The 16320-nt window shown below is 71.8% G+C and carries 13 protein-coding genes; 5 read left to right on the top strand and 8 right to left on the bottom strand.

Annotated elements, in window-relative coordinates:
- The first annotated feature begins 29 nt into the window (after positions 1-29).
- Both H1D33_RS15530 and H1D33_RS15525 read left to right on the top strand, forming a co-directional pair.
- On the top strand, positions 30-1520 hold the full coding sequence (locus H1D33_RS15530; protein ID WP_181572448.1) for a phosphatase PAP2 family protein: 1491 nt from the start codon (positions 30-32) through the stop codon (positions 1518-1520).
- Between the two features lie 5 nt (positions 1521-1525).
- Complete coding sequence (locus H1D33_RS15525) at positions 1526-2320, top strand: endonuclease/exonuclease/phosphatase family protein (protein WP_181572449.1); 795 nt, start codon at positions 1526-1528, stop codon at positions 2318-2320.
- Here the strand turns inward: H1D33_RS15525 and H1D33_RS15520 are convergent.
- Together H1D33_RS15520 and H1D33_RS15515 are read right to left on the bottom strand one after the other, a co-directional pair.
- A complete protein-coding gene (locus H1D33_RS15520; RefSeq protein WP_181572450.1) occupies positions 2317-2952 on the bottom strand; it encodes a GAP family protein in 636 nt (211 codons plus the stop codon). The two genes, H1D33_RS15525 and H1D33_RS15520, sit on opposite strands and share 4 nt — an antisense overlap.
- A 177-nt stretch (positions 2953-3129) precedes the next feature.
- Complete coding sequence (locus H1D33_RS15515) at positions 3130-4092, bottom strand: TIGR03557 family F420-dependent LLM class oxidoreductase (RefSeq protein ID WP_181572451.1); 963 nt, start codon at positions 4090-4092, stop codon at positions 3130-3132.
- A 261-nt stretch (positions 4093-4353) separates the two neighbouring features.
- Between H1D33_RS15515 and H1D33_RS15510 the strand changes: the two genes are divergently transcribed.
- Together H1D33_RS15510 and H1D33_RS15505 are read left to right on the top strand one after the other, a co-directional pair.
- A complete protein-coding gene (locus H1D33_RS15510; RefSeq protein WP_307755195.1) occupies positions 4354-5760 on the top strand; it encodes a cellulase family glycosylhydrolase in 1407 nt (468 codons plus the stop codon).
- Between the two features lie 527 nt (positions 5761-6287).
- Positions 6288-6857 carry a hypothetical protein gene (locus tag H1D33_RS15505; protein ID WP_181572453.1) on the top strand — a complete coding sequence of 190 codons (570 nt, stop codon included), beginning with the start codon at positions 6288-6290 and terminating at the stop codon, positions 6855-6857.
- A 93-nt stretch (positions 6858-6950) separates the two neighbouring features.
- On the opposite strand, the gene H1D33_RS15500 is transcribed toward H1D33_RS15505, so the two are convergent.
- The 6 genes from H1D33_RS15500 to H1D33_RS15475 form a co-directional block, all read right to left on the bottom strand.
- Positions 6951-8195 carry an RNA polymerase sigma factor gene (locus tag H1D33_RS15500; protein ID WP_220138781.1) on the bottom strand — a complete coding sequence of 415 codons (1245 nt, stop codon included), beginning with the start codon at positions 8193-8195 and terminating at the stop codon, positions 6951-6953.
- Positions 8196-8197: 2 nt separating this feature from the next.
- The gene (locus H1D33_RS15495; RefSeq protein ID WP_246412214.1) at positions 8198-8590 is read right to left on the bottom strand and encodes a YciI family protein; all 393 of its coding nucleotides are present in this window, start codon (positions 8588-8590) and stop codon (positions 8198-8200) included.
- A gap of 103 nt (positions 8591-8693) precedes the next feature.
- Positions 8694-10871, bottom strand: a complete 2178-nt coding sequence (locus tag H1D33_RS15490) for an alpha-galactosidase (protein ID WP_181572456.1) — start codon at positions 10869-10871, stop codon at positions 8694-8696.
- Complete coding sequence (locus tag H1D33_RS15485) at positions 10868-11752, bottom strand: carbohydrate ABC transporter permease (RefSeq protein WP_181572457.1); 885 nt, start codon at positions 11750-11752, stop codon at positions 10868-10870. The genes H1D33_RS15490 and H1D33_RS15485 overlap by 4 nt, the downstream gene beginning before the upstream one ends.
- Complete coding sequence (locus H1D33_RS15480) at positions 11749-12705, bottom strand: carbohydrate ABC transporter permease (RefSeq protein WP_181572458.1); 957 nt, start codon at positions 12703-12705, stop codon at positions 11749-11751. Before H1D33_RS15480 ends, H1D33_RS15485 begins: the two co-directional genes overlap by 4 nt.
- Positions 12706-12727: 22 nt before the next feature.
- Positions 12728-14059 (bottom strand): ABC transporter substrate-binding protein, encoded by a 1332-nt coding sequence (locus H1D33_RS15475; RefSeq protein WP_181572459.1) that lies wholly within the window; start codon positions 14057-14059, stop codon positions 12728-12730.
- Between the two features lie 228 nt (positions 14060-14287).
- Here H1D33_RS15475 and H1D33_RS15470 point away from each other — a divergent pair, with 228 nt between their 5' ends.
- On the top strand, positions 14288-16297 hold the full coding sequence (locus tag H1D33_RS15470; RefSeq protein WP_181572460.1) for a beta-galactosidase: 2010 nt from the start codon (positions 14288-14290) through the stop codon (positions 16295-16297).
- The last annotated feature ends 23 nt before the right edge of the window (positions 16298-16320 follow it).

Genomic DNA, 16320 nt, shown 5'->3' with positions numbered 1-16320 from the left:
CGCCTCGCAGAAGAAAAGGGAGGTGCGGTGTGACCGCGGTCAAGGAATCCGGGCGCCGGCCGCTCGGCCACTTCGCCGAGCGGAGCCTGGTCGGGCTGCTCGCGGTGGCCGGCGCGGGCGTCGCGTTCGGCGTGCTGCTGATGCTCGTCCGGTTCCGCTGGAGCCCGCTGCAGCACGCCGACCACGAGGCGGCCGAGTGGTTCAACAACCTCGTGGCGTCGCACGGTCCGCTGGTCACCGTGCTCAAGGCGATCACCGACCTGGGCGGCCGGCCGGTGCTGATCTGGCTGATCACCATCGCGGTGGTGGGCCTGCTGATCCGCCGCCAGTCCCGGCTGGCGGTCTACCTGATCGTCACCGGCGTGGGCGGGCTGATCCTCGACCCGTCGCTCAAGGCGCTGGTGGGGCGGCTGCGCCCGGTGGTCGACGTGCCGATCGCCAGCGCGCCCGGCAACAGCTTCCCCAGCGGCCACGCGCTCGGCTCGTTCGTCGCGTACGGCGCGCTGCTGCTGGTGTTCCTGCCCGCCATGGCGCCGCGCTGGCGCAAGCCGGCCATCGCCATCGCCGCCGTGCTGGTCTTCCTGGTCGGGCTGACCCGCATCGCGCTGGGCGTGCACTTCGTCTCCGACGTGCTCGGCGGCTGGCTGCTCGGTGCGGCCTGGCTGGGCGTCACCGCGTACGCCTTCCGGCTGTGGCGGCGCGAGCGCGGCCGGCCGGTCCCGCCGCTGACCGAGGGCCTGGAGCCCGAGGCGGGGGAGGAGATCACCCCGGCCCCGGCCGAGGAGAAGGTGCTGGAGCACCCCCGCTCGTCGGTGGCCGAGCTGCTGGTCGGCTGGGTGATCGTCTTCGGCGCGCTGTACGCGTTCGGCATGTACGTCAGCTACCACGCCAAGGGCACGATCTTCGACACGCTCGACACCGAGGTGCCGCGCTGGTTCGCCGCCCGGCACACCGACACGCTCACCGACCTGAGCTGGTGGTGGAGCAAGTTCGGCGACACCCACGCGATCCTGCTGGTCTCGCTGGTGTTCTGCCCGATCGTGCTGGCCGTGTGGCGGCGCTGGCGGCCGGTGCTGTTCGTGGTGCTGGCGATGTTCGGCGAGCTGAGCCTCTTCCTGGCCAGCGCGCGGGTGGTGGAGCGGCCCCGCCCGCCGGTGGAGAACCTGGACGGGCAGATGCCCACCTCGTCCTTCCCCTCCGGGCACATCGCGGCGACCATCTGCCTCTGGGTGGCCATGGCGATCATCGTGTTCCCGCGCACCGACCGGTGGTGGCGGTGGCTGTTCGTGGCGATGGCGGTGATCATGCCGGTGGGCGTGGCCACCTCCCGGATGTACCGGGGCATGCACCACCCGACCGACTTCATGGGCGCGATCATCCTGGGCACGCTCTGGTTGTCGCTGCTCTGGTGGGTGATCCGGCCGAACGCCGACGTGGCGCAGGGCAACCAGCCGGCCATCGAGTCCGAGCAGGTCGACGAGCTGGACGACGAGCTGGCCAAGGCCGGCCGGCCGGACTGACCGCGATGCTGCGGGTGATGACCTGGAACATCCGCACCGGCGGTCGGGACCGCGACGGCACCGACCGCCGGGACCGGATCGTCTCGGTCGTCACCGCGCAGCGCCCGGACGTGCTGGCCCTGCAGGAGCTGCGCGGGCTGGACGGCACGCTGGGCGGGCTGGCGCGGCGGGTGGACATGACGCCCCACCTGGCCCGGTCCTGCTTCGGCCAGCCGGTGGCGGTGCTGGTCCGCCCGCCGCTGCGGGTGCTGGCCGCCGGGTCGGTGCGCCGACCGTTCCACCACGCCGCCGCCCGGGTACGGATCGCCACGCCGGCCGGGCCGCTGACCGTGGTCAGCACCCACCTGAACCCGTACTCGGGACGGCGGCGCCGGATCGAGGCGGGCTGGCTGGCGGCGGCGGTGCGGCGCGGTGGGGGAGAGCTGGCCCTGCTCGCCGGGGACCTGAACACGCTGGAGCCGGCCGTCGACCACGCCGACCGGCTGGCCGGGCTCGCCGCCGCGTACCGGCGTCGGCACCTGCGCCGTGACGGCCGTACCGTGGACACCCGCGCGGTGGCCCGGCTGCTCGACGGCGGTCTGGTCGACCTGTGGCCGCGGGCCGGGGGCGACGCGACCGGCGGGCTGACGGTGCCGACCGGCCACGGCGGCGCGGAGTTCGCCGGCATGCGGCTGGACTACCTGCTCGCCACGCCGGCGCTGGCCGACCGGGTACGCGCGGTGCGGGTGATCCGCGGCGGCGACGCCGAGACCGCCTCCGACCACTACCCGGTGCTGGCCGAGCTGGACCTCGCCACCTAGGCCAGGTCGGACCCGACGATCGCCACGAAGATCAGGATCACCAGTTCGCTGATGATCCAGGAGTGCGCGTTCGACCAGTCCCGGATCCTCGGCAGCAGCCGTTCGGCGCGCGCCCCGAGCAGCACCAGCGCGAGCAGCGGCAGCGCCAGCAGCAGCACGGTCAGCACCAGGAACGGCAGCAGGTGCCACCACGGCTTGTCGTGCCCGGCCAGGCTGCCGGCGACCGAGGCCATGGTGACCTCGTCGCTGGGCATGGCCAGGAAGAGCAGCACGCCGAGCCCGAACGCGAAGCGCGGCCGGGGGTCCTCCAGCCTGCGCATCCAACCCGGCGGCTGGCTCCGCTCGCGCCGCAGGAACGTGATCACCATGAGGACGAGCAGCAGCGCCAGCACGATCCAGTCGATCAGGTGCCGGCTGCCGCTGTCCTTGGTGCCGTTGCCGGCGGAGTGGCGCACCAGCCGGAACACCGCGTACCAGACGGTCAACGGGACCAGCGTGCCCAGCGCCGCGCCCGCGAGGTAGGCCACCGAGCTGCGCCTCGGGTCGCGGCTGGCGGCCAGGAAGACCGCGCTGATGAGCTGCGGCCCGGCGACCATCACGACCGCCAGCGGCAGCACCGTCAGCAGGTTCATGGCCTCATTCTGTTGCCGCCCGGGAGGCGGCGCGGCCGGTTCTAGAGGATCAGGTTGAGCAGCACGGTCAGCACCACCGACGCGACGATCGAGAAGAGGATCATCAGCAGGCAGCCGAACCCGCCGCCGGCGGGCCGGATCTCGGTGTTCCCGATACGCATGTCGTCGACCCTCCCGTCACAGCCCGCGCAGCCGGGGCAGCAGCTCCTCCTGGGCCCAGTCGAGGAACATCGGCTGGCTGTCGCCGCCCACCTGCACCAGCGCCACGTGGGTGAAGCCGGCGTCGACGAACTTCTTGAACGCCTCGACGTGCCGGTCGGTGTCCGGGCCGCAGGAGATGCCCTCGGCCACGTCCTCCTCGCGGACGAACTGGGTGGCCGCCGCGAACGCGTCCGGGTTCGGCAGGTCGGCGTTGACCTTCCACCCCATCCCGAACCAGCGGAACTGGTCGTGCACGATCTTGCGGCACTCGTCCTCGTCCGGGCCGTAGCAGATCGCCACCTGGCCGTAGCGGGGGCGGCCCGCGCCGCCGGCCTCCTCGTACATGTCGACCAGGTGTGACAGCGGGTCGGTGGCGATCATGGCGTCGGCGTACTCGGCGGCGAGGGTGGCCGACTGCCGGCCGGACGCGGCCACCGCCATCGGCACCGGGCGCTCCGGCCGGTCCCACACGTACGCGTCGGGCACGTCAAAGTGGTTGCCGGAGAACGTCAGCGTCTCGCCGTTGAGCAGCGGCCGGATGATCTGCAGCGCCTCCTCGAACATCTCGTGCCGCTGCTGCACGTGCGGCCACCCGCCGACCACGTGCTCGTTCAGGTTCTCCCCGGCGCCGAGGCCGAGCGTGAACCGCCCGTCCGAGAGCACGCCGATGGTGCTGGCCTTCTGCGCCACCACCGCCGGGTGGTAGCGCCGGATCGGGCAGGTGACGAACGACAGCAGCTCGGGCCGGGTGGTGGCGTGGGCGACCGCGCCCAGCACCGACCAGGCGTACGGGGAGTGGCCCTGCGACTCCAGCCACGGGTAGTAGTGGTCGGACATGACCAGGTGGTCGAAGCCGGCGGCCTCGGCGCGCACGGCGTGGTCGACCAGGTCCTTCGGGCCGGCCTGCTCGCACATCAGGGTGTAGCCGACGTTCACCATGGCGCCGCTCCTTTCCGGGTGGATCATTCAGGGATACCCTGCGCGACGCGGGTCAACCTTGACGGGCGGGTTGATGCTGCCTACAGTCCGCCTTAACCGGTTCAGACCGGGGAGGCGCACCATCCTGTGGTGGGGATGACCGCCCCTGCGGCGGCCCGTGACAAGGCGGGCCGCCGCAGGACTTAACCGGTTGCTTTCGGCGTTCCATCGGCCTACGCTGATGCCGGCGTCCGGGACCGCCGCCACCTTTCGAGGACAGCCATGAAGAAGATGCTCTCCGTCGCGGGCGTCGCCCTGCTGACGGCCCTCACCGCCGTCTTCGCCTTCGGGCAGCCGGCGCAAGCCGCCACCGGCTTCTCCGTCTCCAACGGCCGGCTCTACGACGCCAACGGCACCGAGTTCGTGATGCGCGGCGTCAACCACGCGCACACCTGGTACCCGCAGCAGACCAGCTCGTTCGCCAACATCAAGGCGCTCGGCGCGAACACCGTCCGGGTGGTGCTGGCCACCGGCGACCGCTGGACGAAGAACAGCGCCGCCGACGTGGCCAACGTGATCTCCCTGTGCAAGGCCAACCGCCTCATCTGCGTGCTGGAGGCGCACGACACCACCGGCTACGGCGAGGACGGCGCCGCCACCACGCTGGCCAAGGCCACCGACTACTGGCTGAGCATCGCCGACGTGCTCAAGGGCCAGGAGAAGTACGTCATCGTCAACATCGGCAACGAGCCGTTCGGCAACCAGGGCTACGGCGCCTGGACCACCGACACCTCGAACGCGATCAAGCGACTGCGGGCCGGTGGCCTCACCCACACGATCATGGTGGACGGCCCGAACTGGGGTCAGGACTGGTCGTTCACCATGCGCGACAACGCCGGCACCGTGTTCAACGCCGACCCGCAGCGCAACACCGTCTTCTCCATCCACATGTACGGCGTCTTCGACACCGCCGCGGAGATCACCGACTACCTGGGCCGGTTCCGCACCGCCGGGCTGCCGATCGTGGTCGGCGAGTTCGGCTTCAACCACTCCGACGGCAACCCCGACGAGGACACCATCATGTCCTACGCCCAGGCCAACAAGATCGGCTACCTGGGCTGGTCGTGGAGCGGCAACGGCGGCGGCGTCGAATACCTCGACATGACCACCGGCTTCAACCCGAACCAGCTCACCAGTTGGGGCCAGCGCATCTTCGCCGGGGCCAACGGCATCACCGCCACCTCCCGCGAGGCGTCGGTCTACTCCGGCAGCTCGCCGAGCCCGACCACCAGCCCCAGCCCGACCACCAGCCCCAGCCCGACCACCAGCCCCAGCCCGACGACGAGCCCCAGCCCGACCACGCCGCCGACCACCACGCCCCCGCCGGCCGGTGGCTGCACCGCCAGCTACACGGTCGTCAACTCGTGGCAGGGCGGCTTCCAGGGTGACATCAAGGTGACCGCCGGTTCCGCCGCGATCAACGGCTGGACGGCGAAGTGGACGTTCGCCAACGGCCAGACCGTCAGCCAGTCCTGGAACGCCACGGTCAGCGGCAGCGGATCCACCTACACCGCCCGCAACGTCGACTACAACGGCCGGCTCGGCGCCGGCGCCAGCACCACGTTCGGCTTCATCGCGAGCTGGAACGGCACGAACGCGACGCCCGCGGTGACCTGCACCGCGAGCTGACCGACCAGCACATCGGTGGCCGGGTCCGCACGGACCCGGCCACCTTTCTCGGGGTACGCCCTCAGCCCGGTCGTCGGTGGCCCACCGGTTCGCCTGCCGTCGGGGCCTGTCGAGCTGAGGGCAGGGACGACTCAGCCATCCGCCGCCCAGCTTCGACGTCTCCGGGCTCCGACACACCCGTGGCATTCCCGTCGCAGGCCGGGTAAGGCATGGGTGGAACGGTATGGGTGTCTCCGGCGCCCTGACACACCCATACTGTTCCACTCACCGGCCAGATGGTGCGTGGGTGGAACGGTATGGGTGTCCCGGCTGCGGTCGGGAGCACCAGCGCGAAGCTGGCACGCCAGCCAGATCTTCCTTCGACAGCCGGCCGGGCGCACCGTCGCACGTGCCGTGGACACTCTCGAGGCGCACGGCGGCGTGGTGGGCCGACCACCGGGTGAGGTGCGGACGTACTGGCCGGGCTGCCGTACAGTCTGGCGCGCGTCGCGCCGACCGCCGGCGCGCGACCGTCGGAAGGGGACGCGATGAGCACGCCGGGGACCAGGGGACGGCCGTCGGGGCTGGTGATCGGCTCGCTCGTGGCCATCTCGTTCGGGACCGTCTTCGTCATGGTCAACAGCGGTGGCCTGCCCGCGCCGTGGCCGCTCGTGGTGCGGATCGCCGGTCTGCTGGTGGCCGTGCTGCTCCTGGTCGGCGTGTTCCGGGTGGCCCGGCAGGCCCCGCCGGCCGCGCAGGGGCCGGAGGCGGCCGGCTTCATGGACCGCCGCTACTGGATCGTGGTGGCGCTGGAGGCGGTCGCGCTGTTCGGCGGCCTCGCCGTGATCAACAACGTGTTCGACCGGCCGGAGGTGTCGGTGGCCTGGGTCGCGGTGGTGGTCGGCGTGCACTTCTTCGGCCTGGCCGCCGTCTGGCGGATGCCCCGCTACCACTGGCTCGGCGCCGTGATGACCGCGCTCGGCCTGGCCGGCTTCCTCACCTACGCCCTCGGCGGTGACGCGGCGGCGGTCGCCCTGGTCTCCGGCGTCGGCTGCGGCGCCGCCCTGTTCGCCACCGTCGCCCTGGCCCTGCGCGACACCACCCGCCGCACCGCCTGAACCCACCCACCCCGCGTGATCAAGGAGTTTGTGTCCTCAGCCGCGCCGCTGGTCGGCACAAACTCCTTGATCATCGGGCTGGGGCTAGGCGGGTTAGGCGGAGGCCAGGCGGGCGGCGCGGGTCAACAGGTACTCCTGTTCGGGACGGCTCGTCGTCCGCGCGGCGGCGGACCGGTAGTGGGTCACCGCCGCGTCGTGGTTGCCGGCCATCTCGTGCAGGTGCGCGCGGGCCGCGTCGAGCCGGTGTGAGCCGGCCAGCCGGGGGTCGGCGGCCGGGCCGGCGAGCGCGTCCAGCCCGGCGGCCGGCCCGTGCACCATGGCGGTGGCGACCGCCCGGTTCAACGCCACCACCGGGCTGCCGGTGAGGCGTTCCAGCACGCCGTAGAGCGCGAGGATCTGCGGCCAGTCGGTGTCCGCCGCGCTCGCCGCCTCGTCGTGCAGCGCGGCGACCGCGGCCTGGAGCTGGTACGGCCCGACCGGCCCCCGCCGCATCGCGTCGGTGACCAGGGTCGTGCCCTCGGCGACGGCGGCGGCGTCCCAGCGGGACCGGTCCTGCTCGGCCAGCGGGATCAGCTTGCCGTGCGGGCCGGTGCGGGCGGCGGCGCGCGCCTCGGTGAGCAGCATCAGCGCGAGCAGCCCGGCCACCTCGCTGTCGGAGGGCAGCAGCCGGTGCATCTCCCGGGCCAGCCGGATCGCCTCCTCGCAGAGGTCGACCCGCCGCAGGTCGTCCCCGAGGGTCGCGGTGTGCCCCTCGGTGAAGATCAGGTAGAGCACGTGCAGCACGGCGGCGAGCCGGGCCTGGCGGTCGGCCGGCTCGGGCAGCCGGAACGGCAGGCCGGACTCCTTGATCCGCTGCTTGGCCCGGCTGATCCGCTGCGCCATCGTGGCCTCGGGCACCAGGAACGCGCGGGCGATCTCGGCGGTGCTCAGGCCGCCCACCGCGCGCAGCGTCAGTGCGATGGCCGACGGGGTGGTCAGCGTCGGGTGGCAGCAGAGGAAGAGCAGCACCAGCGCGTCGTCCCGGTCGCCGGTCAGCGGCTCGTCGGCGGCCGGCGCGGTCCGCCGGTCGTCGCCGGAGCGCCGGGCCGCGCGTTCCTCCCGGTCCCGCCGGGCCGTCTCGGCCCGCACCAGCTCGATCATCCGCCGGTACGCGACCTGGGTCAGCCAGGCGCGCGGATGCTCCGGCAGCCCTTCGGCGGGCCACTGGCGGGTGGCCGCCAGCAGCGCCTCCTGCACCGCGTCCTCGGCGGTGGCGAAGTCACCGAACCGACGGGCGAGCACGCCGAGGACCTGCGGCGCCAGCTCGCGCAGCAGGTCCTCGACGGCGTGGTCGGCCAGGGTCACATCTCCTGCGGCGGGCCGGACATCACCGGGTGCACCTCGATCGGCATGTTCAGCGGCCGACCGCCGGGGCCGGGCGCGGTGGAGATGAACGCGGCGATCTCGACGGCCCGCTGCGGGCTCTCGCAGTCGACGATCCAGAAGCCGGCCAGGAACTCCTTGGTCTCCGCGAACGGCCCCTCGGTCACCACCGGCGCGCCGTTCTCGCCGGCCCGCACGATCCGGGCCTGCGGCGGCCCGCCCAGCCCCTCGCCCTGCACGAACTCGCCGTCGGCCATCAGCTTGGCGTTGACCTCGCCCATGAAGTCGATGTGCGCCCGGAACTCCGCCGGCGTCCAGGTGTCCACCGACGGGAACTCAGCTCCGGCGGCGCTGAACTGCATCAGCAGCATGTACTTCACGATTCGCTCCTCACGCCCGAGCACCGATTGTCGGTGCTTCCACCCTCCGGTAGAAGCCGCCACCCCGGTTCTCGACATCCGCCAGCGGAGATCCTCAGGAAATTTCGGTGACCTCCAGCAGCAGCGCCTGCTCCGGGTGCAGCGCGGGCAGTTGCAGGCCGACCGAGGCCAGCACCGACCCGGGCAGCGTCACCCCGGCGTCGGACGCCAGCCAGGCCGGCGGCGTCAGTTCCAGCAGCGCCGGTTCCGGCACCCCGGCCGGCGGGCGCACCCGGTAGCGCCGGGCCGGGTCCAGCCCCGGCAACCGCACCATGCCCGGCACCTGGGCCGCCGAGGTGGTGAGCCGGCTGACCGCGTACACCGCTCGGGAGCGGTCGTGGGCGACGACGCCGTGGGCCTGCACGGCCTCATCCGGGTGGTCGACCCGGACCACCCGGCCGCCGTGCAGCAGCGGGCGCAGCCGCTTGTGCAGCGCCACCCAGGCGGCGAGGTCGGCCCGCGCGGACGCGTCGATCGCGGTGATGTCCCACTCGATGCCGTGGTGGCCGAAGAGCGCGGTGACCGCCCGGAAGCCGAGGTCGTGCACCCGGTGCGTGGTGTGCGAACGGTCCGGCCCGATGTGCGTGCCGACCAGCTCCGGCGGGAGCAGCAGGCCGGTCCAGCGTTGGATGGACAGGCGTTCCAGCGCGTCGTTGCAGTCGCTGGCCCAGACCCGGTCGGTGCGGCGCAGGATCTCCAGGTCGACCCGGGCGCCGCCGGACGAGCAGCTCTCTATCTCCAGGCCGGGGTGGTGGGCGCGCAGCTCGTCCAGCAGCCGGTAGACGGCCCCGGTCTGCGCGTGCACCCCGGGCCGGCCGCCGTGCCCGGCCTCGGTGAGGTCCCGGTTGTGGTCCCACTTCAGGTACGCGATCCCGTCGTGCTCGGTCAGCACCGCGTCGAGCCGGCCGAGCACGTACGCGTACGCGTCCGGGTGGGCCAGGTCGAGCACCTGCTGGTGCCGCCACGTCGGGGGCAACCGGCCGGGCGCCTGGAGCACCCAGTCCGGGTGGGCGCGGAACAGGTCGGAGTCGGGGTTGACCATCTCCGGTTCGACCCAGAGCCCGAACTGCATGCCGTGCGCGCGTACGTGGTCGATCAGCGGTTGCAGGCCGCCCGGCCAGACCTGCTCGTCGACCCACCAGTCGCCGAGCCCGGCGAGGTCGTGCCGCCGGCCGCGGAACCAGCCGTCGTCCAGTACGAAGCGTTCCACGCCCACCTCGGCGGCCCGGTCGGCGAGCACCCGCAGCCGGTCCAGCTCGTGGTCGAAGTAGACCGCCTCCCAGACGTTGAGCGTCACCGGCCGGGGCGTGCGCGGATGGCCCGGCCGGGCGCGCAGGCTGGTGTGCAGCACGTCGCTGAGCCCGTCCAACCCGTCGGCGGAGTGCGCCGCGTAGAGCAGCGGGGTGGCGTACTCCTCGCCCGGTTCGAGCACGATCTCGCCAGGGGCGAGCAGCTCACCGCCGCCGAGCGTGGCCTCGCCGGTCGGGCGCCGCTCGGCCACCGTGACGTGGTCGCCGCTCCACGCGGTGTGCACCGCCCACACCTCGCCGTGCCCGAAGCCGAAGCCGGGCGTACCGGCGACCAGCAGCAGCGTGGCGTCGTGCCCGGTGCGGCCGTGCCGCCCCTCGCGCACCCAGGCGCCCATCGGCCAGGGGTGCCGCTGCGGCGCGCGTTCCCGGCACCAGCGCCCGGTCAGGTCGAGCAGTTCGGTGGCGACCGCCGGCACCGGCAGCACCGGGGTCAGCTCGCGCAGTTCGTAGCGGCCGTCGCCGTCGTTGCGCAGCCGGTGCCGCAGGGTCAGCAGCCCCGCCGCGTCCAGCGTGATCTCCACCGTCAGGCTCAACCCCGCGCCGGCGTCCGCCGCCCGCACGGTGGTGAGGAGGGGCCCCCGGTTAACGCCTGGTGCAGGTGAAGGGGCCCCTCCTAACAGTTCGTCGGGCACGTCGATGCCGGTGAGGCGGAACGCCGTGGACCAGTCGTGGCCGGCTCGGTGGCCGGCCAGGCCGGGGCGGCCACCCCAGCCGGCGCTCGCCTCGGGCAGCAGCGACAGCGCGGTGGGCTCGTCGAAGCTGCTCGGCACCACCGGCGGGACGGTGGCGTCGACCAGTGCGGCGAGATCCTCGGTGGAGATCGACCCGAGGTCGGCGCCCCAGTGCACGACCCGGGGCAGCCCCGGGCCGCGCGCGTCGAGCACCAGGCTGGTCCGCGCGCGGCGCAGGTGGACGATCGTCATCCCTTGGAGGCTCCCAGCGTCAGGCCCCGGACGAACTGCTTCTGGAGCAGGAAGAAGATCACCAGGGTGGGGATCGCGACCAGCACCGAGCCGGCCGAGACGAGGTTGTTGTCGGTGAAGAACTGGCCGCGCAGGTTGTTCAGCGAGCTGGTCACCGGGAACTTGTCGCCGCTGCGCATCAGCACGGTGGCCCAGAAGAACTCGTTGTAGATCCAGGTCACCTCCAGGGTGGCCAGCGCGGCCAGGGCCGGCCGGCACAGCGGCATGGTCACCTGCCAGTACTGCCGCCACACGCTCGCCCCGTCGACCATCGCCGCCTCGTACAGCTCGTGCGGCAGCGCCTTCATGTAGTTGCTGAGCACGAAGACGCAGAAGCCGCACTGGAACGCGACGTTGACCAGGATCAGCCCCCAGTAGCTGTCGTACAGCAGCTCCGAGTCGCTCATCCAGAGCGGCAGCGGGATCTCGGTGAACATCCGGAACAGCGGGATCAGCAGGGACTGCTGCGGCAGCAGGTTCGCCGCGGTGAAGAGGCCGAGCAGCGCGATGTTGAGCTTCCAACTGAACCGGGCGATCACGAACGCCACGCACGAGGCGAGGAAGAGCGTGAGCAGCACCGCCGGGACGGTGATGTAGACCGAGTTGAGGAAGTGCTTGCCGAACTCGGCGGTCTGCCACGCGGTGACGTAGTTGTCGATGGTCCAGCCGCCGAACGACACGTAGCCGTGCACGGCGGTGTACTGGTAGGAGCGGAACGAGGTGAGCACCGCCCAGAGCAGCGGGAACAGCCAGCCGACGGCGACCGTACCCAGGAAGACGTGCAGGACGACCCGGGCGGGCCGCACCGGTCGGCGGCGCCGGGGGGAGACGGCGGTGGTCATCGCTTGCCCTCCCGCATGACGGTCCAGAGGTAGATGGTGATGAAGACCAGGGAGACGGCCAGCATGATGGTGGCCAGCGCGGAGCCGAAGCCGATCCGGCTCGCCTCGCCGACCACGTTCTGGGTGACCAGGGCCGAGATCAGCTCCAGCCCGTTGCGGCCCTTGTTGATGACCCAGACCAGGTCGAACGCGCGCAGCGACTCGATCACGGTCACCACCAGCACGATGATGTTGATCGGGCGCATCACCGGGAAGACGACCCGGAAGAACGTGCTGGTCTCCGAGGAGCCGTCGACCGCGGCGGCCTCCCGCAGCGACGGGTCGACGCCCTTCAGGCCGGCCAGGTAGAGCAGCATGATGTAGCCGACGTGTCGCCAGCCGGCGGCCACCAGCACCGCCCAGATGTTGACGTTCGGGTCGCCGTACCAGTCGGTGTCGCCGCCGAACACGCCGTTGAGCAGCCCCTGGTCCCGGCTGTAGATGAGCTGCCAGATGAAGCCGACCAGCGCCAGCGAGAGCACCACCGGCAGGTAGAGCGCGGTCTGGTAGAACCGGCTGCCGCGCAGCTCCTTGTCGAGCAGCACGGCGAGGAACATGCCGAACGGGGTGGCCACCACGAACAGCGCGGCCAGCCAGAGCAGGTTGTTCTGCACCGCGGGGACGAACGGCGGGTAGTTGTTGACCACGTCGTCGTAGTTCTTCAGCCCGACCCAGTCGATCTCGTTGAGTGGGCCGATGCCGTCCCAGTTCGTGCCGGAGAGCAGCACGGTCGCCGCCGCCGGCAGCCAGACCAGGCCGAGGACGAGCAGTAGGGGCAGCAGCACCATCAGCGTGATGACCACGCGGTCGGTGCGGGAGAGGAGCCGTAGCCGGCGACCGCGACCACCGGTGGTGGTGGTCGCGGCCGGCGGCGGTACGGCGCGATCCGCTTGGATCAGGGGCAGGTCGGACATGACGTCCTTCCCCTTTCCGCCGTCAGCTAGTGAAGATCGACTTCTTCTGGTTCTCGACGCTGGTGAGCATCCCGCTGATGTCCTTCGGGTTCTTGATGAACTGCTGGAGCGCCGGGATGATCACGGTGGAGGCGAAGTCCGGCCGGGTGTCCCGGTCGAGGAACTGCGCGATCTCGGTGGCCGAGCCGACCAGTTCGGCGGCCTTCTTCTGCAGCGCGGTGTAGCCGGCGGTGTCCGCGCCGCTGTTCGCCACCAGCGTGCTCGGGTCGTTCTTCACCGTGACGTTCGCGGCGTCCTTCGAGCCCAGGTAGGTCAGCAGCTTGGTGGCCGCGTCCTTGGACTTCGGCTTGCGGGCCATCATGTAGCCGTCGATCGGCGCGTCCAGGGCCTTCGCCCCGATCGTGGAGTCGACCTCGGGGAACGTGAAGAAGTCCAGGTCCTCCAGGTCGGCGCCGCTGAACTGCTGGCCGACGAAGAGGCCGAGCAGGTACATGCCGCTCTTCTTCTGCTGCAACGACTGGGCGGCCTCCTGCCAGGTGCGGCCCAGCGAGTCGGGCTGGTGCAGGGGGAGCAGTCCGGCCCAGGTGTCGAAGACCTTCTTGACCTTGTCGGAGGTCCAGGCCTCCTTGCCGGCCATCAGGTCGACGTGGAACTGGTAGCCATTGATCCGCAGGTTGAGGATGTCGAACGTGCCCATCGCCGGCCAGCCGTCCTTGTCGGCGAACGCGATCGGGTTCAGCCCGTCCTTCTTCATCTGCGCGCCGAGCGTGTTCAGGTCGTCCAGCGTCTTGGGCACCTGGTAGCCCCGCTGCTGCCAGACCGACTTGCGGTAGAAGACCGCCCACGGGTAGTACGACGCCGGCACGAAGTACTGCTTGCCGTCGTCGCCGGTGGACGCCTTCTTGAACGCGTCGGTGTAGCCGTCGAGCTTGCCCCAGACGTCGCTGAGGTCGCCGGCCAGGCCCTTGGCCGCGAAGAACCGCATCCGGTAGCCGGCGAACCAGGTGAACACGTCGTCCGGCTTGCCCTGGAGATAGTTGTTGATGTTCTCCTGGAACGTGTTGTGGTCGACCGTGTTGATGTTGACGGTCACCCCGGACGACGTCTTGAAGCCGTCCATCACCTTGGCGACGACGTCCTTGGGCTTCGGGTCCGACTGGTTCGAGCCGAGCGACACGCTCTTCGCGTCGCCGCCGGAACCGGAGTCGGAGTCGCCGCAGCCGGCGAGCGCGCCGGTGCCGAGCAGCGCGCCCGCGCCGGCCGCGCCGGCCAGCAGCGAGCGCCGGTTCAGGCCGGCGACGGACGGGGGTACGAGCCGGGCGAGGTACTCGGCCTGGGAGCGGGGACGGGACATTGCGCCTCCTGCGTGGAGAGGTGTGCTACGAGATCCACCGAGAATCCACACGTCCGAACAGAAATAGCCGGTGGCGGTTGAAGCTACCCCTTGGTACGGCGGTGTCAAGAGGGCAAAAGGACGGTGATAACCGAGGTGTGACAGGGGAAAGAGCCGGTAAACGTTGTAATTCGAGTCGATGTTGGAAAGTGTTGACTTGGCACCCGGACCGGGGCACCCTCTGCTCTCATGCGGAACTGGCAGGGCGACGGAATCTTCTACGGCGCGGACTACAACCCCGAGCAGTGGCCCGAGACCGTCTGGGCCGAGGACATCGAGCTGATGCGCCGCGCCGGGGTCAACCTGGTCTCCGTCGGCATCTTCTCCTGGGCCCTGCTGGAACCGGCCCCCGGCGCGTACGAGTTCGGCTGGCTGGACCGGGCACTCGACCTGCTGCACGACGGCGGGATCGACGTCGACCTCGCCACCGCCACCGCCAGCCCGCCGCCGTGGCTGGCCCACCGGCACCCGGAGACGCTGCCCCGCCGCGCCGACGGCACCGTGCTGTGGCCCGGCGGCCGGCAGGCGTACTGCCCCAGCTCGCCGGTCTTCCGCGAGCGCTCCCTCGCGCTGGTCGAGACGATCGCCCGGCGGTACGCCGACCACCCGGCGGTGGTGATGTGGCACGTCTCCAACGAACTGGGCTGCCACAACGTGCACTGCTACTGCGACGTCAGCGCCGAGGCGTTCCGGCGCTGGCTGCGCGAGCGCTACCGCGACCTGGACGCGCTCAACGCCGCCTGGGGCACCGCGTTCTGGAGCCAGCGCTACCACGACTGGGCCGAGGTGAACCCGCCGCGCGCCGCGCCGACCTTCGCCAACCCGACCCAGCAGCTCGACTTCCTGCGCTTCTCCTCCGACGAGCAGCGCGCCCAGCTCCGCGCCGAACGGGAAGTGCTGGCGCGGCACGTCCACCAGCCGGTCACCACCAACTTCATGGTCGGCACCGGCATCAAACACATGGACTACCACTCCTGGGCCGACGACGTCGACGTGGTCGCCAACGACCACTACCTGAACGCCGCCGACCCGCGTCCCGAGGTCGACCTCGCGTTCGCCGCCGACCACACCCGCGGCGTGGCCCGCGGCGCGCCCTGGCTGCTGATGGAGCACTCCACCAGCGCGGTCAACTGGCAGCCCCGCAACGCCGCCAAGACGCCCGGGCAGATGCGCCGCAACAGCCTCGCGCACGTGGCGCGCGGCGCCGACGGGGTGCTCTTCTTCCAGTGGCGCGCCTCCCGCGCCGGCGCGGAGAAGTTCCACTCCGCGCTGGTGCCGCACGCCGGGCCGGACACCAAGGTGTTCCGCGAGGTCTGCCGGCTCGGCGCCGACCTGCGGGCGCTGGCCGAGGTACGCGGCAGCCGCGTCGACGCCGACGTCGCCGTGCTCTTCGACTACGAGGCGTGGTGGGGGGTGGAACTCGACTCCCACCCCAGCGTCGACGTCACCTACACCGACCGGGTGACCGCGCTGCACGGCGCGCTCTGGCGGGCCGGCGTCACCGCCGACGTGGTGCACCCGACCGCCGACCTGTCCGGCTACCGGCTCGTGCTGGTGCCTACGCTCTACCTGACCCGCGACGCCACCGCCGCCGCGCTCCGCCGGTTCGTCGAGGCGGGCGGCACCGCGCTGGTCACCTACTTCAGCGGCATCGTCGACGAGCACGACCACATCCGGCTCGGCGGCTACCCCGGCGCGTTCCGGGACCTGCTCGGCGTCCGCACCGAGGAGTTCTTCCCGCTGCGCGACGGCGAGACGGTACGCCTGGACGACGGCTCGCACGCCGACGTGTGGACCGAGTGGCTGCACGCCGAGGGCGCGGACGTGCTGGCCGCGTACGCCGACGGGCCCCTGCCGGGCGTGCCCGCGCTGACCCGCCACGCGGTCGGCGCGGGCGCCGCCTGGTACGTCGGCACCCGGCTCGACGACGCGGCGACCGACGGGCTGGTGGCCCGGCTGCTCGCCGAGGCCGGCGTGCGCCCGGCGGCGACCGCGCCGGTCGGGGTGGAGGTGGTCCGCCGCCGCGCGGCGGACCGGAGCTGGCTGTTCGTGGTCAACCACACCGGCGAGCCGGCCCGCCTGCCGGTCACCGGGGTCGAACTGCTCGGCGGCACCCGGTGCGACGGTGAGCTGACGGTGCCGCCCGGGGAGGTGGCGGTGGTCCGCGAGGACGTCGCATCCGAACCCGCGACCACCTGACCGGTATCCTGCCGCTCGCGCCG

Origin of the sequence: Micromonospora ferruginea, from assembly GCF_013694245.2 — a bacterium.
Classification (GTDB): Bacteria; Actinomycetota; Actinomycetes; order Mycobacteriales; family Micromonosporaceae; genus Micromonospora; species Micromonospora robiginosa.
This window is presented reverse-complemented; position numbering and strand designations above follow the sequence as displayed.